Origin of the sequence: Acinetobacter sp. ANC 3929 (assembly GCF_000369405.1) — a bacterium.
In the GTDB taxonomy this organism is placed as follows: Bacteria; Pseudomonadota; Gammaproteobacteria; order Pseudomonadales; family Moraxellaceae; genus Acinetobacter.
This window is the reverse complement of the sequence record NZ_KB849999.1, coordinates 546,631-565,836: the sequence shown is the minus strand read 5'-3', so window position 1 is coordinate 565,836 and position 19,206 is coordinate 546,631. Positions and strand designations below refer to the sequence as shown.

Annotated in this window: 14 protein-coding genes; 10 read left to right on the top strand and 4 right to left on the bottom strand. The window is 43.6% G+C overall.

From position 1 onward, the window contains the following. Positions 1 to 142 precede the first annotated feature (142 nt). From F909_RS10260 to F909_RS10280, 5 genes are read left to right on the top strand one after another with little or no spacing between them, the layout of a single operon-like run. The gene (locus tag F909_RS10260) at positions 143 to 1,315 is read left to right on the top strand and encodes an isovaleryl-CoA dehydrogenase (protein WP_005150659.1); all 1,173 of its coding nucleotides are present in this window, start codon (positions 143 to 145) and stop codon (positions 1,313 to 1,315) included. A gap of 24 nt (positions 1,316 to 1,339) precedes the next feature. Beyond that, on the top strand, positions 1,340 to 2,941 hold the full coding sequence (locus tag F909_RS10265) for a carboxyl transferase domain-containing protein (protein ID WP_005150658.1): 1,602 nt from the start codon (positions 1,340 to 1,342) through the stop codon (positions 2,939 to 2,941). 9 nt (positions 2,942 to 2,950) lie between these two features. Beyond that, positions 2,951 to 3,754 carry an enoyl-CoA hydratase/isomerase family protein gene (locus F909_RS10270; RefSeq protein WP_005150656.1) on the top strand — a complete coding sequence of 268 codons (804 nt, stop codon included), beginning with the start codon at positions 2,951 to 2,953 and terminating at the stop codon, positions 3,752 to 3,754. 11 nt (positions 3,755 to 3,765) lie between these two features. After that, entirely contained in the window at positions 3,766 to 5,757 is a 1,992-nt protein-coding gene (locus F909_RS10275) for an acetyl/propionyl/methylcrotonyl-CoA carboxylase subunit alpha (RefSeq protein WP_005150654.1), read from the top strand. Beyond that, positions 5,754 to 6,656 (top strand): hydroxymethylglutaryl-CoA lyase, encoded by a 903-nt coding sequence (locus F909_RS10280; RefSeq protein ID WP_005150644.1) that lies wholly within the window; start codon positions 5,754 to 5,756, stop codon positions 6,654 to 6,656. The genes F909_RS10275 and F909_RS10280 overlap by 4 nt, the downstream gene beginning before the upstream one ends. Positions 6,657 to 6,877: 221 nt before the next feature. On the opposite strand, the gene F909_RS10285 is transcribed toward F909_RS10280, so the two are convergent. Then, complete coding sequence (locus F909_RS10285) at positions 6,878 to 7,816, bottom strand: LysR family transcriptional regulator (RefSeq protein ID WP_032877958.1); 939 nt, start codon at positions 7,814 to 7,816, stop codon at positions 6,878 to 6,880. Between the two features lie 203 nt (positions 7,817 to 8,019). Here F909_RS10285 and F909_RS10290 point away from each other — a divergent pair, with 203 nt between their 5' ends. Next, positions 8,020 to 11,487 carry an indolepyruvate ferredoxin oxidoreductase family protein gene (locus F909_RS10290; RefSeq protein ID WP_005150640.1) on the top strand — a complete coding sequence of 1,156 codons (3,468 nt, stop codon included), beginning with the start codon at positions 8,020 to 8,022 and terminating at the stop codon, positions 11,485 to 11,487. 55 nt (positions 11,488 to 11,542) lie between these two features. Here the strand turns inward: F909_RS10290 and F909_RS10295 are convergent, their stop codons facing one another. Together F909_RS10295 and F909_RS10300 are read right to left on the bottom strand one after the other, a co-directional pair. Continuing rightward, entirely contained in the window at positions 11,543 to 12,688 is a 1,146-nt protein-coding gene (locus F909_RS10295; protein WP_005150637.1) for a winged helix-turn-helix domain-containing protein, read from the bottom strand. A gap of 90 nt (positions 12,689 to 12,778) precedes the next feature. Then, on the bottom strand, positions 12,779 to 13,555 hold the full coding sequence (locus F909_RS10300; protein WP_005150635.1) for an AraC family transcriptional regulator: 777 nt from the start codon (positions 13,553 to 13,555) through the stop codon (positions 12,779 to 12,781). A 150-nt stretch (positions 13,556 to 13,705) separates the two neighbouring features. Between F909_RS10300 and F909_RS10305 the strand changes: the two genes are divergently transcribed. The 4 genes from F909_RS10305 (at position 13,706) to F909_RS10320 (ending at position 17,888) form a co-directional block, all read left to right on the top strand. Next, a complete protein-coding gene (locus tag F909_RS10305; RefSeq protein ID WP_005150631.1) occupies positions 13,706 to 14,929 on the top strand; it encodes an MFS transporter in 1,224 nt (407 codons plus the stop codon). Positions 14,930 to 15,252: 323 nt separating this feature from the next. Next, entirely contained in the window at positions 15,253 to 16,434 is a 1,182-nt protein-coding gene (locus F909_RS10310; protein ID WP_005150624.1) for a TCR/Tet family MFS transporter, read from the top strand. Between the two features lie 125 nt (positions 16,435 to 16,559). Then, the gene (locus F909_RS10315) at positions 16,560 to 16,931 is read left to right on the top strand and encodes a copper resistance CopC family protein (RefSeq protein WP_005150623.1); all 372 of its coding nucleotides are present in this window, start codon (positions 16,560 to 16,562) and stop codon (positions 16,929 to 16,931) included. 75 nt (positions 16,932 to 17,006) lie between these two features. After that, entirely contained in the window at positions 17,007 to 17,888 is an 882-nt protein-coding gene (locus tag F909_RS10320; RefSeq protein WP_005150622.1) for a copper resistance D family protein, read from the top strand. A gap of 60 nt (positions 17,889 to 17,948) precedes the next feature. Here the strand turns inward: F909_RS10320 and F909_RS10325 are convergent, their stop codons facing one another. Then, positions 17,949 to 19,199: an MFS transporter gene (locus tag F909_RS10325; RefSeq protein WP_005150619.1), complete on the bottom strand. Its 1,251-nt coding sequence runs from the start codon at positions 19,197 to 19,199 to the stop codon at positions 17,949 to 17,951. Between the last annotated feature and the right edge of the window lie 7 nt (positions 19,200 to 19,206).

Genomic DNA, 19,206 nt, shown 5'->3' with positions numbered 1-19,206 from the left:
TATTCTCCAACAAATAAAGTGAATTGTAAATCATTTTATGAATCTCTATTCACTTTTTTAAAAATTCATTGTAAGGTAGTTCATAAGCACATACAACAACGCTTAATGGAACAACAAATATAACCAATGGGATGACAACACAATGAACCTACGTAGCTTGAATTTTGGTCTGGATGAAACGTTAATTGCTCTACAAGATTCAGTTGCTGCATTTTGTGCTAAAGAAATTGCACCAATTGCTCAGCAAGTTGATCAAGACAATAAATTCCCAGCCCATCTCTGGAAGAAATTTGGAGACATGGGACTCATGGGCTTAACTGTTTCTGAAGAATATGGCGGCACCAATCTCGGCTACTTGGCACATATCCTTGTGTTGCAGGAAATTTCGCGTGCATCCGCTTCTATTGGTCTTTCTTACGGTGCGCATTCCAATTTGTGTATTAATCAGATTAACCGCAACGGTAGCGAACAACAGAAACAGAAGTATTTACCCAAGCTGATTTCAGGCGACTTTGTTGGCGCTTTGGCGATGTCTGAACCGAATGCAGGATCGGATGTAGTCAGCATGAAACTGCGTGCTGAACAAAAAGGCGATCATTTTGTTCTCAATGGTTCAAAAATGTGGATCACCAACGGTGGTGATGCGGATGTATTGGTGGTTTATGCCAAGACTGATCCACATGCAGGTGCCAAAGGCATGACGGCCTTCCTGATTGAAAAAGGTATGCCAGGCTTTAGTCACGGCAAACATTTAGACAAGCTCGGTATGCGTGGTTCCAACACTTATCCGCTATTTTTTGACAATGTCGAAGTACCTGCTGAAAACGTACTCGGTGGTGTTGGCAACGGCGCTAAAGTACTGATGAGTGGTCTGGACTATGAACGCGCGGTCTTAAGTGCAGGCCCTCTGGGTATTATGGATGCCTGTTTAGATGTCGTGATTCCCTACTTACATGAACGTGAACAATTCGGTCAGGCCTTGGGTGAATTCCAATTGATGCAAGGCAAACTGGCGGATATGTATTCCACTTGGCTCGCTTGTAAAGCATTGGTCTATGCGGTTGGCGCAGCCTGTGACAAAGCCGACCACGACCGTAGCTTACGTAAAGATGCAGCCAGTGCCATTTTATATGCAGCAGAAAAAGCCACATGGATGGCAGGTGAAACCATTCAAACCCTCGGTGGTAATGGTTATATCAATGAATTTTCGGCAGGTCGCTTATGGCGTGATGCCAAACTTTATGAAATTGGTGCAGGAACTTCAGAAATTCGCCGCATGCTGATTGGCCGCGAACTGTTTAATGAAACCAAATAATAACCATAAATCAGGATGCAGCGTATGAACCAATTACACAGCAAAATTAATGTGCGAAGTGAAGACTTCAAAACCAATCAACACGCCATGCAAACATTGGTCAACGATCTGAAACAAGTGGCACAAAAAGTAGCACTCGGTGGTGGCGAAAATGCGCGCCAAAAACATTTGGCTCGAGGCAAACTTTTACCACGCGATCGTATTGATCAACTGATTGATGTCGGCACAGCTTTTTTAGAAATTGGTCAATTGGCTGCTTATAAAGTTTATCAAGATGATATTCCTGCTGCAGGTGTAATTGCGGGTATTGGACAAGTCAATGGTGTGACCTGCATGATCGTCGCCAATGATGCAACCGTCAAAGGTGGCACCTATTATCCACTTACAGTGAAAAAGCATTTACGTGCGCAGGAAATTGCCGAGCAAAACCATTTGCCGTGTATTTATCTGGTGGATTCAGGGGGTGCTTTTTTACCGATGCAAGATGAAGTCTTCCCTGATCGTGATCATTTCGGGCGTATTTTCTATAATCAGGCGCGGATGTCGAGCCAAGGCATTGCCCAAATTGCGGTGGTGATGGGTAGTTGTACCGCTGGCGGTGCCTATGTCCCAGCCATGTCTGATGAAACCATTATTGTACGTAATCAAGGTACGATTTTTCTCGGCGGTCCTCCATTGGTAAAAGCAGCCACTGGCGAAGTGGTGACCAGTGAAGATTTAGGGGGGGGTGATGTTCATACCCGTCTATCAGGGGTTGCGGATCATTTAGCTGAAAATGATGAACATGCGTTAGCGATTGCACGTAATATCGTTGCCAATCTGAATAAAAAACCAACCGAATTAAATAAGCAAATAGATGAGCCGCTATTTGATGCATCGGAACTTTATGGCGTTGTCCCGAGTGATGCACGTAAACCTTTCGATGTGCGTGAAGTCATTGCGCGTATTGTCGATGGTTCACGCTTTGATGAGTTTAAAGCTCGCTTTGGCTCGACCCTCATTACTGGTTTTGCTTCGCTTTATGGTATGCCCGTCGGCATCATTGCCAATAACGGGATTCTCTTTTCCGAGTCTGCACAAAAAGGTGCACATTTTATTGAGCTATGTACCCAACGCAATATTCCATTGTTGTTTATTCAAAATATCACTGGCTTTATGGTGGGTCGTCAATATGAAAATGAAGGTATTGCAAAAAATGGTGCCAAATTGGTGATGGCGGTTGCCACAGCCAATGTACCAAAACTGACCCTGATTATTGGTGGTTCATTTGGTGCAGGTAACTATGGTATGTGTGGCCGCGCTTACTCGCCACGCTTTTTATGGACATGGCCAAACTCTCGTATTTCGGTGATGGGTGGTGAACAAGCTGCCAGTGTACTCTCAACTTTAAAACGTGATCAGATTGAGCAAAAAGGTGCACAGTGGTCGGCACAGGAAGAAGATCAATTTAAACAACCGATTCGTGAACAATATGAACATCAAGGTCATCCATATTATGCCTCTTCCCGTCTTTGGGATGACGGTGTCATTGACCCTGCTCAAACCCGTCATGTGCTTGGTCTGAGCCTTGCTGCGGCGCTCAATGCACCAATTCAACCAACCAAATTTGGCGTGTTCCGCATGTAAGAGGTGTCTATGAACTATCAATTTTTACAACTGGAACAACACGACCAAGTGGCATATGTTTGGCTGAATCGCCCAGAACTGCACAATGCCTTTAATACCACGGTGATTGAAGAATTACATACTTGCTTTAACAGCTTAAATACGCGTGATGATATCCGTGTGGTGGTTTTGGCTGGACGAGGCAAAAGCTTCTCGGCAGGTGCTGATCTGAACTGGATGAAACAGGCAGGTCAAGCTTCGTCAGCAGAAAATCAAGCCGATGCTTTAAAACTTGCACAGATGCTAAATGCACTCGCGACCTTAAAGCAACCGACGCTTGCTCGTGTGCATGGCATTGCCTTTGGCGGTGGCATGGGTTTGGCATCGGCCTGTGATATTTGCATTGCCAGTACCGATGCTAAATTTGCAACCTCTGAGGTTCGTTTAGGTCTTGCCCCTTCAACCATCAGTCCCTATGTGATTGGTGCGATTGGAGCACGACAAGCTTCACGTTACTTCTTAACTGCAGAACGGATTTCTGCGCGTGAAGCTAAACAAATTGGCTTGGCGCATGAAGTGGCAGATGCTGAAGACTTAGATAAAAAAGTTCAAGAAATTATTGATGCCTTGTTACTTGGCGGCCCACAGGCTCAAGCGGCATCCAAACAACTGATTCAAATGGTGAGCAACCATCCCCAGAGCAATGACTTGCTGCAACAGACGGCACAACACATTGCTCAAGTTCGTCAGGGCCGCGAAGCCAAAGAAGGACTAAATGCCTTTTTAAATAAACAACAGCCTGTCTGGGTTTCTGACTCGAATAACAACAATTAAGGACGATCATTATGTTTGAAAAGATTTTAATTGCGAACCGTGGCGAGATTGCGTGCCGCGTGATTCGTACCGCTAAAAAATTAGGGATTGCAACGGTTGCCGTTTACTCCGATGCCGATGCAAATGCACAACATGTCAAACTTGCAGATGAAGCGATTTATATTGGTCAGTCCCCTGCAACGCAAAGTTATTTACAGGTTGACCGTATTATTCAAGCTGCCATTGATACAGGCAGCCAAGCGGTGCATCCAGGTTACGGCTTCCTTTCAGAAAATGACCAGTTTGCACTCGCTTGCCAACAACACAATATTTGCTTTATTGGTCCACCAGTGGATGCCATTTTGGCGATGGGCTTGAAAGCGACCTCGAAAGCGTTAATGGAAAAAGCAGGTGTTCCTTTAACACCGGGTTATCACGGAACCAATCAAGATGCTGAGTTTTTAAAACAGCAAGCCGATGCAATTGGCTATCCTGTTTTAATTAAAGCCAGTGCTGGCGGTGGTGGTAAAGGTATGAGTCTGGTTGAGCGCAGTGAGGATTTCCTGCATGCCTTAGCCTCATGTAAACGTGAAGCCAAATCGAGCTTTGGTAATGATGATGTACTGATTGAACGCTATGTGATTCAACCACGTCATATTGAAGTGCAAGTGTTTGGTGATACACATGGCAACTACGTACATTTGTTTGAACGTGATTGTTCTGTACAACGCCGCCACCAAAAAGTGCTAGAAGAAGCCCCTGCGCCACAAATGCCAAGCGAAAAACTCGATGCTATGCGCCAAGCGGCAATCGATGCCGCCCGTGCGGTAAATTATGTTGGCGCAGGTACGGTTGAGTTTATTGTGGAGCAAGACGGAACTGCGTATTTCATGGAAATGAATACTCGTCTACAAGTCGAGCACCCTGTTACTGAGATGATTACCGGTGAAGACTTGGTTGAATGGCAACTTCGCGTCGCTTATGGCGAACCTTTGCCTAAACTACAAAACCAATTGCAGATTCACGGACATGCGCTAGAAGCACGGATCTACGCTGAAGAACCAGAAAAAGGCTTTTTACCTGCCATTGGCAAAATTGACTATTTGCATTACCCAGCTCAAAACCAATTCGTCCGTGTCGACAGTGGTATCGTTGAAGGCGATGAAATCACGACCTATTACGACCCAATGATTGCTAAACTGATCGTATGGGGTAAAAACCGTGAAGCTGCACTTATTCAAATGCAACACGCGTTAAGCCAATTCCATGTAGATGGCTTAGGTAATAACATCGCTTTTCTTGAAAAAATTGTACGCAGTCAATCGTTTAAACAAGCCAAGCTTGATACCAACCTAATTCAACGTGAACAAAACTTCTTGTTTAGTCCTGAAGAGATCAAACCTGAACTTGTGGTGGCAGCGGCATTTACTGAATTTCTCAGTAAACTTAATAACAATCGCTCAAGCCAAAAACAGCTTTGGCAGGCTCAACCCCTATGGCGTTTAAATATTGCCTATCAGCACAGTATTAAACTGAACTATTTAGATCAGAGCATTAAAATTAAATTTGCCTCAAATGAACAAGGCTTCACCGCAGAATATAACGGACAAAGCTACCTGATTTCGGGCCAATTGCTTGATACACATACTGCCTCTGTTCAAATTGGGGAGACTCAGCAAAAGTTATCTTTTAACCAAAGTCAGCAAGGCATTACCTTGTTCCAAAATGGACAAAGCTACAAGTTTGCTTATATTCGCCGAGACTTTAATCAGACAGATCACCAAGCCGATGAAGGCCACCTAAAAGCACCAATGCCGGGTGTGGTCACGCAAGTGCTGGTGAGCACCAATCATAGCGTGAAGAAAGACGATATTTTAATGACGCTTGAAGCCATGAAAATGGAATATACCATTCGTGCCCCTAAAGACGGCATGATTGTAGACTCCTATTTCCAAGTCGGTGATCAGGTCAAAGCTGGCGATGAACTTGTGGAATTTCAGCCTGCTCAGGAGGAAATTGCATGAGTGATTTTGTCAAAATCGTGGAGGTCGGTCCTAGAGACGGCCTGCAAAATGAAAAGCAGGCTTTAACTGTTGAACAACGCTTAAACTTTATTCACAATTTGATTGATGCTGGTTTGAAATCAATTGAAGTCGGTTCCTGTGTTTCGGCAAAATGGGTACCGCAAATGGCGCAGAGTGACGAGCTATTTAAGCAATTACCACAAACAAGCGATGTTCAATTTAGTCTGCTCACGCCAAACATCAAAGGTTTTGAAACGGCGCAAGCTTTAGGATGCAAAGAGGTTGCGGTGTTTACCGCAGCTTCTGAAAGCTTTACCCGTAAAAATATTAATTGTTCGATTGATGAGAGTTTTGAGAAATTTACCGATGTGATGAGTGCAGCCAAAGCACATAATATCCGTGTACGTGGTTATGTCTCTTGTATTGTCGATTGTCCTTATGAAGGTGCAATCGCACCGGAGCAAGTCGTAAAAGTTGTTAAACGACTCTATAACATGGGCTGCTATGAAGTGTCTTTAGGTGAAACCATTGGCACCGCCACACCAGATCGTGTCGCAAAAGTCTGGCAAGCTTGTCTGGCTGAACTCGACAGTAAGGTTTTGGCAGGACATTTTCATAATACTTATGGCATGGCGATTGCCAATATTCATCAATCTTTACAACAAGGCATCCGTGTGTTTGATTCTTCGCTGGCTGGTTTGGGTGGATGCCCTTATGCCAAAGGTGCTTCAGGCAATGTCGCCACCGAAGATCTGTTCTATTTGCTATCACATATGGGCTTTGAAACTGGCATCGACCTAGAAAAACTGATGCAAGCCAGCCAAAATATTAGTGATGTACTCAACCGAAAAAGCTTGTCGAATTATGCCAATGCCTATTGGCAAACGAAATGCGCTTAGCCATATATAGATTTGTATTCTCTTACTGTCAGGCAACATGCTTAATCAATTAAGCTTGATCAGAGCTCAACTTTCTCTCATTCTGCTCAAGAATTGGGACTAAATCCTTCATGTAATTTTTTTAAATCTATTATTTATATCGGTATGAAATGCTTCTTTCTAAAGAAGCATTTTTTTAATTTTAATCCTTATTATTCTTTTTCTACCACTCCTCAAACAATTTATAGAAAATAATCCGTATCTTGCTGTATTTTCGGAGAAATATGTTGCTCGACCCACTCCAGCCATGTCCGCGTTTTTACATCCACAAAATCCCTTGAAGGCAATAAGGTATACACCCCGATATCAGGAGAACGCCACGCTGGTAAAATACGGCGTAATCGCCCTGTGCGGATTGCATCAATCGATGAAAAAGTTGGCAATAAGGCAATACCCATATCTTGTTGAACTACATCCAATAACAACTCAGGCGTATCGGCAATGAGTGGGCCATTGATATCAATCTGATACGAACAGCTATTTTCACTGGTCAGATGCCATTGCGGAGTAATGGATGGATTGACCAAGCGTAAACAGGCATGCTTCTGCAAATCATCCAGCGATTGAGGTTCGCCATGCTTTTCCAGATAAGCAGGTGAAGCACATAACACCGAAAAAATCGTACCAATGCGACGGGCCACAAATCTCGAATCCGCCAGAGATTCAGTCAAATAGAGACTCACATCAATGCCTTTACCTAAAAGGTCAGGTACATTTTGCGAGGTTCGGTATTCAACCGTAAGCTCAGGATAGGTTTGACAAAATTCCGCCATCATCGGTGCCAGATAATGATGGCCAAAACTGGCCATACTCAACACCCTCAACCGCCCCTGCGGTCTGGCAGCCATACCCGTGGCTTGTGCTTCGGATTCCTCTACCATTGCCAGCACCTGACGACACTGTTCGGCATAGTTTGCACCAATTTCGGTCAAGGCATGCTGTCGGGTCGAGCGTTGTAGTAGTTTTGTACCTAACCGCCCTTCTAATTCGCTAATTAATCGTGAAACTTGCGCTGTTGTCAGTTCCATCTGCTCAGCGGCAGCTGTGAAGCTCCCGCTATCAATCACTTTCAGGAAGGCATTCATTGCATGCAAGAGTCCACCATCAAGATTTTTGCGCATAACGTAAATATCTTTTTCTAAATTACGCATTGTTGCACCAGTCTGGATCAACCACAATGACAAATATGTACATACATTGAGCAGCTTTTTTTTAGTCATGCAGCCACTCAATCTTTTTATCGATATGTACTTACTCCAAATATTCAACCGGATGTTGAAAAAAGAAAGTAGTCAAAACTACACACAATTCTAAGGAGACATAAATGAATATAGCGACAAAAGTTACTCCAAAAATGATCGCTACTAAGGATGTATCACTGGACGACAAATATATCAGTGATGACGGTTCAGCCTATATGAGTGGTATTCAGGCACTGGTTCGGTTACCTCTAGCACAAACACGCCGTGATGAGTTGAATGGGTATCATACCGCTGGTTTTATATCAGGCTATCGTGGTTCGCCTGTGGGTAACTATGATAATTTCCTTTGGCAAATTGGAGGGATACTTAAAGATCACAATGTCGTGTTTCAACCCGGTATTAATGAAGACCTCGCGGCAACAGCCATTTGGGGCACGCAGCAAGCGAACCTTGCAGGTCAGGGAAAATATGATGGTGTCACTGCATGGTGGTATGGTAAAGGTCCTGGTGTAGATCGTTCAGGCGATGTATTGCGTCATGCCAATCTTGCCGGAACTGCTGAACATGGCGGTGTGGTCGCTTTATTTGGTGATGACCATTCCTGTAAATCTTCGACTGTTCCACATCAGTCCGAACATGTGATGATGGGTTGTGGTATTCCAATTTTCTATCCCACTTCGGTGCAGCACATCCTAGATCTTGGTGTACATGCGGTTGCCATGTCACGTTTTGCTGGTGTTTGGACCTCAATGAAACTGGTCAGTGAAATTGTTGAAACCTCGGCTTCAGTCAATGTTGATCTAGATCGTGTCACGCCTGTTTTGCCCGAAGTTGATTTACCTACCGATGGTTTACACATCCGTTGGCCTGATCATGGTATCCAACAAGAACAACGCCTGTATCAATACCGATTACCTGCGGTATTGGCCTATGCGCGCGCCAATCAACTCAATCAGACCACTTGGCCATGTGAACATGCCCGCATCGGGATTGTTGCCAGCGGTAAAGGCTATCTCGATACCATTGAAGCTTTACGCATTTTAGGCATTGAGAATGAAACGGCGCAACAGCTTGGGCTACGTGTTTACCAAGTTGGCTTGATCTGGCCTTTAGAACCTCAAGGTATTCGTGAATTTGCCGAAGGATTAAAAGAGCTGATTGTGGTTGAAGAGAAACGCCCTATTCTTGAATCACAAATCAAGGATGAACTGTATTCCCTACCTGATGAGCAACGTCCACATGTCATCGGCAAAGCCACTCATGGTAAAGGTGAATGGAGTACCTCCATCGAGGAAGCACCGCTGATTGGTCATTATGAGTTCCAACCCGAACCGATTGCCAAAATGCTGGCTGTACGTTTTTTGCAACTCGATTTACCAGAGAATTTAAGACAACAAATTCAAAATCGCATCGATTTACTGCAAAAAGCAGAACAAGAATCACGCCGTGTGCTGGATCTGGCAGACCGCAAACCTTATTTCTGTAGTGGTTGTCCGCATAATACCTCCACCGTGGTGCCAGAAGGCAGCCGCGCTCTCGGCGGCATCGGTTGCCACTATATTGCGGTATCACTGGATCGCGGCACCGAAACTTTCTCGCAAATGGGCGGTGAAGGTGTGAGTTGGGCGGGTGCATCGCACTTTACCAATGAAAAACATATTTTTGCCAATCTCGGTGACGGAACCTACTTCCATTCAGGTTATCTCGCAATTCGACAAGCCATCGCAGCCAATATCAATATCACCTATAAAATTCTGTACAACGATGCAGTTGCCATGACAGGTGGTCAGCATGTGGATGGACATTTGAGTGTGGCGCAACTAACCCGTCAGCTTGATGCAGAAGGGATTAAAAAACAGGTCATTGTGACCGATGAACCTGAATTGATTCATGCTGAAGAGCATCTTGCACCGAATGTAGAAATCCGCCATAGAAATGATTTAGACACCGTGCAACGTGAATTGCGTGATATTTCAGGTGTTACCGCTTTAATTTATGTTCAAACCTGTGCCAGCGAAAAGCGTCGCCGTCGTAAACGCGATATGTATCCAGATCCTGCTGAACGTTTGTATATCAACAGCGATATCTGTGAAGGTTGTGGCGATTGTTCAAAAAAATCAAATTGTCTGTCGATTGAACCCTTAGAAACGACATTGGGCACCAAGCGTCAAATTAACCAAAGCAGTTGTAATAAAGATTTCACCTGTGTAGAAGGTTTCTGCCCAAGCTTTGTCACTGTGCATACACGGGATATGAAACGTCCAGCCAAGTTTGAAGGTTTTGCTACGGGTTGGCCTGAACGACCAATAATTCCACAACTTGGCGATATACCAAGCCGAATTATGGTCGGCGGTGTGGGTGGAACGGGTGTGGTCACTGTCGGGGCTTTACTGGGTATGGCAGCTCATCTAGAAGGAAAAGCGACCCGTGTCATGGATATGGCAGGATTAGCACAAAAAGGCGGTACGGTTTATTCCTATATTCAAGTTGCGACTGACGATAGCCAAATTTCCTCTACCAAAATTCCTGAACATCAATGTGACCTATTGATTGGTGCTGATGCAATTGTGGCAGGCAGTCATGCAGCGCTATCACGCTTAAAACAAGATGCGATGGTACTCGTCAATGAAGATAGTGCCCCTACATCTGACTTTATCAATAAGCGTGACTGGTTTGCCCCAGTTACGGACTTGATCAATCGTCTTCGTGGTCATGTCAAGCAAGGAAAACTGGTCTCCTTACCTGCTGCAAGGATTGCCACACAAGTCTTAGGTGATGCCATTTTTGCCAATCAGCTCTTGCTTGGGATGGCATGGCAATCAGGTCAAATTCCATTACTGCGTGAAAGTATTGAAAAAGCGATTCAACTCAATGGCACAGCAGTTGAAAAGAATCTGGAAGCTTTCCGTATTGGATGCCACCTTGCTAGTGATTCGAGCCTAATCACCCATCTACTCGACAGCTTGCCAAAAACCAATGCACCACAGACACTAGCTGAACTGATTCATGATCGGACTTCACGCTTGCAAGACTATTGGAATGAAGCCTATGCCAATCAATATCGTATGTTGTTAGAACAGGTTGCTAAATTACTGCCTGAAGCATTGGCAAAAACCATAGCAATACAACTTTATCGTGTGATGGCATATAAAGATGAGTATGAAGTGGCACGTCTACTAACAGGTGCAAGCTTTAAGAAATCCATTGAGTCGCAATTTGGTCGTGGTGTACGTTTATCCTACCATCTTGCCCCACCGACACTTGGCACTAATGTCCGCAAACGTATTTTTGGTTACTGGATGCGTTTCCCGATGATGCTACTTGCCCGCTTACAATGGCTGCGTGAAACTTTTCTTGATCCATTTGCACGTCAACAAGAACGCCGACATGAGCACGCATGGCGTGATCGCTACATTGGATTTGTAAAAGAACTTATTGCAGCACCACAACAGTACAATTTGACAGTGGCTACACAAATTGCCGAGCTTCCTGCGGAAGTACGTGGCTTTGGTCATATCAAAATGCAAGCGATGCAAAGCGCAAATCAACGTTGGGATGAGCTATCGACTCAGCTAAATAACAAAGCCTAAAGTAAATAGCTCATGATTGGGCATGATTAATATTTTCAAGATCATGCCCGATTTCTCAGCTTAAGCTATTCTTCCCTAAATCAACACTTGCACACTGATTAAACACAGCAAAATGTTGTAATTCTATTTCTAATGCTTTAATAAAAGCCTCTCGATCCTGCATCTTCGGATCTTCTAAATGCAGACGAATTACCTCTAATCTTTTTTCGCGACGATGCACTTTACAATCAATACGGCCAACAAACCGATCTGCATACAACAAGGGTAAGCAAAAATAACCATATTGTCTTTTCGCAGCTGGCACATAACATTCAATACGGTAATCAAAGTCAAATAAGCTACTCAGGCGCTCTCGATGAATCACCAGATTATCGAAAGGAGACAATATTTTGAGTTTTGCCTGAATAACGGGTTCATGTTGCAAGACCGCACTGGCTGCATAAATCGTTTGTCCATTTTCGAGTTTCAGGAACTTTACTAACCCTGCATCGATATGTTCATCCAATATGGTACGCATCACCTCACGTAACGCTTTTCCTTTTAAATGCAATAACTGCTTCCATGTAAATACACCGTGTGCGCGTATGTTCATGTTCAATAAATAATGCGCATATTCATGCAATGTCGGTGTGCTGAGATCAATCCCTTGTGGCAAACAGCGTTCAGTCAGATCAAAGACTTTCTCCATGCCATTACGCTCACAGATCATCAAGTCACCTTGCATAAATAACTGCTCAAGTGCCTTACGACTTGGACCTGCATTCCACCAACCTGCGGGACCTTCCCGCTTCTCCTTCTGCATATTTCTCAGTTGAATTTGACCTTCTGCTTTAACCTGAGCCAGAATTTCCTTCATCAAACGTGGATCACTTTTGAAATAGCGACTTTCACCATTTCGTATCGCATTCATCAAGGGCATGGCATAACGATAATCCCGCATCGGCAGATAAGAGGCTGCGTGGGCCCAATGCTCGAAAATTAGCTGATCTTTCACTAACTGATTTAAATGGCTCAACTGATAATCTGGCACCCGACTCCACAAAACATGATGATGCGCACGCTCAACCACGGAAATGGTATCTATTTGTACATAACCCAGATGCTCAATCGCGTTCAGGGTTCCAGATAATCCTTCACCAAATGTGTTATTTTTTTCCAGACCTTGATGGGACAAGGCCAAACCTTTTAATAATGACAGCATAAATTTATCGTTGATCTTATGTTCTCAAACCATGCAAATGGTCGTGAAGTGAGTGAATTGATTTCATCTCACATTATCACATTCACCGAATCATTTTCCTTGTAAATAAAAACGTGGTGCCACACCTAAAGAACGTTTAAAGGCAGCAGTAAATGCACTACTACTGCTATACCCAAGCTCCATCGCCACACGGGTAATCGGCTGTCCTAATTCCATTCTGGTCAATGCATTCAGTAGACAGGCCTGTTGCCGCCAATGACTAAAACTCATGCCGGTCTGTAGCCGAAAAATTCGGGTAAAATTGCGACGGCTCATCCCAACCTGATCAGCAATCTGATCTAAATCATGGTCTAAAGTCGGTGCTTTTAATAATTGCAAACATAATGCAGCCAAGCGTGGCTCTTGTGGTAAAGGTGCATTCAATGGTAATTCAGGCATCAAAGCGATTTCGGCAATAATCAATTGCATCAAATAATCATCGCGTCCACCCAATTCATATTCGACAGGCAGATCAACCGCTGTCGAGAGTAATTCATGCAATAACGGCGAGACGTTGATAACCGCACAATAACAAGCCAAACCTGCTTTGCGCGCGATTTCTGGAAGAATATAGGCACTACGGGTTTTGGTAATACCGCCCATATGCACTTCATGATCAATCCCTGCTGGAATCCATAACGCACGTTTCGGTGGTACCACCCAACTGCCTGTATTGGTGGTTACCGTTAATACTCCTGTTATCGCATACAAACATTGCCCTCTGGCATGACGATGGCTTGCCAGAATTTGACCATCTTCGTAATCATTGCCTGTTGCCATCACATTACGGGCCACATCCTCAAAATCATTGACCTGAATATTACGCATTGCCTTTGTCTCTCAAAATGGCCTGAACTCGACATTATATGTCCCAAATATGATTGTGGGCCGCTTTCAGTTCAGTTTAGGATAAAAACGCTGAAAAACAAACCTTCTTCAATATCACAATTTAAGCTGATACAACCCGTTGGAGCATGTATGGCAACGAATACAGGGACTCTCGAGAACACCTTTCCACAAGAGCAATTTCCACCTCAAGATCAACCGCAAAAATTCGTGTTACGTGTGGTCGGTGCAGTCGCCTTTGCTCATTTGTTAAATGACTCTATTCAGGCGGTCGTGACTGCAAGCTATCCCATGCTCAAAGCAGAGTTTTCTCTAAGCTTTGCCCAAATTGGCTGGATTGCGTTGGTGTATCAAATTACCGCGTCATTATTACAACCGTGGATTGGACTCTATACCGACAAACATCCAAAGCCATATTTATTACCTGTGGGTATGTTCGCCACACTGATCGGCATTGGGTTAATGGCGATTGCAGGAAGTTATCACAGCTTACTTTTTGCAGCAGCACTGATTGGTATAGGTTCATCCACTTTTCATCCTGAAGCGTCACGTATTGCTCGTACTGCATCGGGTGGACGTTTTGGTACGGCGCAATCCATGTTTCAGGTGGGTGGAAATACAGGTTCAGCACTGGGCCCCTTAGTTGCCGCAGCCGTGATTATCCCCAACGGACAAGGTGCAATTGGCTTATTTGTTCTAGTTGCTGCTTTGGCTATTTTCGTTTTATTACGCGTAACCAAATGGCTGGTTAAACAAGCACCTACACATCGTCTCGCTAGTCAACGCGCCATTTCAACTTTGACGCGTAAACAGGTGATTCAAGCAATGGCTGTCATCTGTATTTTGCTATTTGCTAAATTTATCTATATCGCTGCCATTACCAATTACTTTACCTTCTATCTCATTGAACGCTTTGATGTTTCAATCCAGACATCACAGTTATACCTATTCATGTTTTTAGGCGCTGTGGCATTGGGTACTTTTGCAGGAGGCCCAGTCGGTGATCGTATTGGGCGTAAAGCCGTGGTTTGGGTATCCTTCTTGGGTATTGCTCCATTTGCCCTGATGCTGCCTTATGTGGGATTAATGGGGACAGCTATTCTGGTCATTATTATTGGTTTAGTCATGTCTTCAGCCTTCTCTGCGCTTGTGGTTTATGCCCAAGAGGCTGTTCCAGGTCGAGTTGGTATGGTTGCAGGCTTAATGTTTGGACTGATGTTCGGGATTGGTGGAATTGGTGCAGCAGGTTTAGGCCATTTGGCTGATACACAGGGCATTGTCTGGGTCTATAAACTCTGCTCTTTCTTACCTCTGTTAGGTTTTATGACAGCGTTGTTGCCGAATACCAAAAAATAATGACGCTCTGCTTAGATGTGTGATGTTGAATGACATGGCACATCTGCTTTCACTTGAGGCCATATTGTTTCTTGCTTATTTTTAATGCTAAAATTTTCAACAGACGATAGAACGGAATAAGTTCATTCGTTTTCATTGTTACGATAAAAAAACCGCGAAAAATTGATGTAGATACATTTTCTAGTGAAAGAAAAATATCGCATCGACACATATCCTTATCTTTCAAAGGTTCGGTCAGCGTTCATCAGGGCTTGAGTTGTTATCAGGCATCGTTAACAGGTTTTCACAGTATTTCTGTGCCTGCTATTTCGATAGGATGCTTTATGAATCGACCTTTATTTATTATTTTTTCGACCATTGCTTTGGATGCAATCGGCATTGGTCTTATTTTTCCAATCTTACCTTCACTGCTGCAAGACATTACCCATAGTACTCATATCGCCATGTACATTGGGATATTGAGTAGTCTTTATGCGGCCATGCAATTTATCTTTTCACCTCTCCTTGGGACCTTAAGCGACAAATTTGGACGCCGCCCCATCCTGCTACTCTCTTTAGCGGGTTCAACACTTAACTACTTATTTTTAGCCTATTCACATAGTCTGCTCCTGTTATTGATTGGACGTGTCATCGCTGGAATGACCAGTGCCAATATGTCAGTTGCTTCTGCTTATCTGGTGGATATTTCAAAACCAGATCAACGAGCAAAATACTTCGGTTTGATGAGTGCCGTGTTTGGCGCAGGCTTTATCATTGGCCCGATACTTGGAGGTATATTAGGTGAATATTGGCTGAGATTGCCATTTATCATTGCAGCACTACTTGCAGGACTGAACTTTGTTGTTGCCTATTTGGCATTACCAGAGTCAAAAGCCTCGATTCCTCCAAAAGATTCAGCGACTTCACTCAATCCATTCAAAGTATTTAGCTCGCTTCGATCCATATCTGGCGTATTTCCGCTTATCGCTACTTTCTTTATTTTTAGTGCGACTGGTGAAGCTTATGCGGTGTGTTGGGCTCTGTGGGGACATGCTACTTTTCAATGGAATGGTTTTGGGGTGGGACTATCTTTAGCTACTTTTGGTTTATGCCAAATGTTGGTACAAGCCTTTATCCCTCAACATGCATCCAAACGATTTGGAGATCGAAACACGGTTTTGATCGGAATCGCTTGCTCTTGTATTGCCTTATCCATCATGGCTTTTGCCCAACAGGGCTGGGTTATTTTTGCAATAATGCCAATTTTTGCTTTAGGCAGTATTGGAACGCCATCTTTACAGGCCTTGGCCTCACAAAAAGTTTCACCTGAACAGCAAGGCCAGTTTCAAGGCATCATTGCTTCAACCATCAGTCTGGCTTCGATGTTTGCGCCCTTATTGTTCTCAAGCCTGTATTTTCAGTTTCAATCTGCATGGCCCGGTGCGATTTGGCTGAGTGTCGTCCTCATTTACATCCTGTCGCTACCCATCGTTCTTTGTAGCATGAAACCAAGTCTTTCAACCTAAAAATGACAGAAAAGTAATTTTCATGTCGCGTAGATGTAGCTCTGCATATTTCATAATCGGAGATGAAAAGTGATGGCTCTCAATGAGTCATTACCTCATATTCATGCATCAGAAGAGGATAAAAAATGCGTTTATTTTCAAACAGAACAACCGCGCTACGAAATATTTTGCTGGGTGCGACATTGGTTGCTGCCACCAACAGTGCATTTGCCCATGTCACCCTGATCAGTGCAACACCTGCTGCAAATACCATTGTCTCAACGCAACCTAAAAACTTAACCCTTAATTTTGGTGAAGAAGTGATGTTGATGAATATTAAAGTTGTTGATGAACAACGCAAAGAACTGCCGCTTAATTATAAAGTCAGCCATGATTTGAAGAAATCATTTGATGTTGCCCTGCCAAGCCTAAAAAAAGGCAAATATACCGTGCTTTGGGGCACGATGGGCAAAGATGGGCACAACATGAATGGTGAATATAGCTTCACACTCAAATAATCCAGATAAAATTGCAGCAGCCTGAATAAGTTACCAATACCACATTGGTAACTTATTCATTCCTAGGAATAAATAATGATGTCTGAATATTGGATATTCGCAACGTGGATAACAAAAATTGGCCTCTATCTGAGTATTGCTTTTGTGGTTGGTGGCGCATTCAGCTATTTCCTGCTCGGGCGCTATGCTGAAATCAAAGCAAATATTGTCAATTACATGAGCATTGGCGCAGCTCTGGGTTTGATCTCAAGTACCTTAGGATTCTTGTTTTTAATTGGAAGCTTTGCCAATACAGGCTTGCTCGGTATGTTTGATTGGAACTACATCAATATTCTGATCAACACTGCGACTGGACATGCCCATCTGATTCGTATCCTCAGTTTTGCAATGATACTCGCATTGCTGATCTTCAAACTGAATCAAAAAAATACCGCAACCAATGCGTTTGAAAAGATAATCTTTACACTTCCCGTACTGCTGATTGTCTATAGCTTTTCTCAGCTGGGTCATGTCACTAATTTATCCTTGTTCGCCCAATTTTTATTATCCATCCATGTACTGGTCATGTCTTTATGGATGGGCGCCTTATACCCGCTCTGGAAAACCAGTCGGGCAATAAATGGCTTCGCGTTAAAAGAGCGCATGCATTTATTCGGACGTATCGCGGCGTTTGTAGTTGCAATTTTAATCCTATGTGGTGCCAGTGTTGCTGTACTTTTATTTAAAGATTTTAATGCTTTAATCAATACACCTTATGGGGCTGGTTTTATCATTAAGCTTTTATTTGTTGTGAGTATTTTACTGTTGGCCGCATTTAACAAATGGTATTTTACCCCTCGCCTTCAAGAGCCAAAATTTGCACAGCAATTAAGCTATGCCATTTTATTTGAAATGTCCCTTGGTTTGATGATCTTACTCACAACTGCCTACATTACCACCGTCATCGGGATTGAATAAAATCACATTGATACATCGTTGAATAGATTTCATGGCAATTGGACTTAAACGCAAATTCACTCAATTGCCATGAATCAGCTTGATGTCATGTTGAACATTTCGTGTCATCCACCAAAAGGATAAGGCAATCATACTCATGCAGCCGCCTAACAAACATACACCTAGCCATCCTGCTTTGGCGTAGGTCATGGTTGTACTGATTGCACCTAGACCACTACCTGCGGCATAAAACAGCATATACAGCCCGACTAAACGGCTTTGATTATCCTGTTGTGTTTGCAAAATCATGCTTTGATTGGTGACGTGTAAGGCTTGCCCTCCTAAATCGAGTAATAATATCCCCAAGATCAATGCCGCAATTGAATACTCAATTTGAGCGAAAGCGATCCAAGACAACAATATCAGCAACAATGCAAAGCAACTGGTTCTTTGCGCAAAACCTTGATCTGCCCATTGCCCTGCTTTGCTTGCCATCAAGGCACCCAATACTCCAACCAAGCCCAATGCACCAATTGCAGTATGTGAATAGTGATATGGAGGCGAACTAAGTAATAGAGCCAATGCACTCCAAAAAATATTGAATACCGCAAACATCAACAGTGCCAATATTCCCCGTATCTGTAATAATTTATTTTTGGAAACCAAGGTCAGCATGGACAAAATCAAACGCGGATAACTCAGCTGTTGATTTGTATTGGCGACCATCGGCAGAGATTTCCAAAGTGGCAAGGCAATCATCAACATCAGCAGTGCTGCACAAAAATAGACACTACGCCAACCCGCAAGATCGCTGATTGCTCCAGCAAAGACGCGAGCCAATAATAACCCAATAAATACGCCACTTTGTGCTGTACCCACCACATAGCCTCGCTCATGAGGTTCAGCAATACTAGCAGCATAAGCAATTAATCCCTGTGTCATGGCTGTCCCTAACATACCCACCGCAAACATCGCAGCAAATAAGCCAAATGCAGTTTTTGTAATACTGACAGTAATCAACGCAGCAACAAGTGCCAAGAGCTGTAATTGCATAAGCCGACGGCGATCCATCCGATCACCCAACGGCACCAATAATAATAAAGCAACAGCACACCCGATTTGGGTCACCAAAATCACACTCCCAACCGTGGCATAGCGAATTGTCAAATCCTGAGCAATTGCGTCCAGCAAAGGCTGTGCATAATAAACATTGGCAACACTTAAACCACTCGCGATTGCAAACAGCCAAATCAAGCTGGTGGGCAATTTTGGTGGTTGTATGAAAAGATGATTTTCTTTTTTAGATAATGCCGATGTACAGCGACTATTCATAGCGCAC

What these genes read in the sequence shown, in the direction of transcription:
- F909_RS10260 (WP_005150659.1), top strand. Translation starts at nt 143, where the DNA reads ATGAACCTACGTAGCTTGAATTTTGGTCTGGATGAAACGTTAATTGCT.
- F909_RS10265 (WP_005150658.1), top strand. Translation starts at nt 1,340, where the DNA reads ATGAACCAATTACACAGCAAAATTAATGTGCGAAGTGAAGACTTCAAA.
- F909_RS10270 (WP_005150656.1), top strand. Translation starts at nt 2,951, where the DNA reads ATGAACTATCAATTTTTACAACTGGAACAACACGACCAAGTGGCATAT.
- F909_RS10275 (WP_005150654.1), top strand. Translation starts at nt 3,766, where the DNA reads ATGTTTGAAAAGATTTTAATTGCGAACCGTGGCGAGATTGCGTGCCGC.
- F909_RS10280 (WP_005150644.1), top strand. Translation starts at nt 5,754, where the DNA reads ATGAGTGATTTTGTCAAAATCGTGGAGGTCGGTCCTAGAGACGGCCTG.
- F909_RS10285 (WP_032877958.1), bottom strand. Translation starts at nt 7,816, where the DNA reads ATGCGCAAAAATCTTGATGGTGGACTCTTGCATGCAATGAATGCCTTC.
- F909_RS10290 (WP_005150640.1), top strand. Translation starts at nt 8,020, where the DNA reads ATGAATATAGCGACAAAAGTTACTCCAAAAATGATCGCTACTAAGGAT.
- F909_RS10295 (WP_005150637.1), bottom strand. Translation starts at nt 12,688, where the DNA reads ATGCTGTCATTATTAAAAGGTTTGGCCTTGTCCCATCAAGGTCTGGAA.
- F909_RS10300 (WP_005150635.1), bottom strand. Translation starts at nt 13,555, where the DNA reads ATGCGTAATATTCAGGTCAATGATTTTGAGGATGTGGCCCGTAATGTG.
- F909_RS10305 (WP_005150631.1), top strand. Translation starts at nt 13,706, where the DNA reads ATGGCAACGAATACAGGGACTCTCGAGAACACCTTTCCACAAGAGCAA.
- F909_RS10310 (WP_005150624.1), top strand. Translation starts at nt 15,253, where the DNA reads ATGAATCGACCTTTATTTATTATTTTTTCGACCATTGCTTTGGATGCA.
- F909_RS10315 (WP_005150623.1), top strand. Translation starts at nt 16,560, where the DNA reads ATGCGTTTATTTTCAAACAGAACAACCGCGCTACGAAATATTTTGCTG.
- F909_RS10320 (WP_005150622.1), top strand. Translation starts at nt 17,007, where the DNA reads ATGATGTCTGAATATTGGATATTCGCAACGTGGATAACAAAAATTGGC.
- F909_RS10325 (WP_005150619.1), bottom strand. Translation starts at nt 19,199, where the DNA reads ATGAATAGTCGCTGTACATCGGCATTATCTAAAAAAGAAAATCATCTT.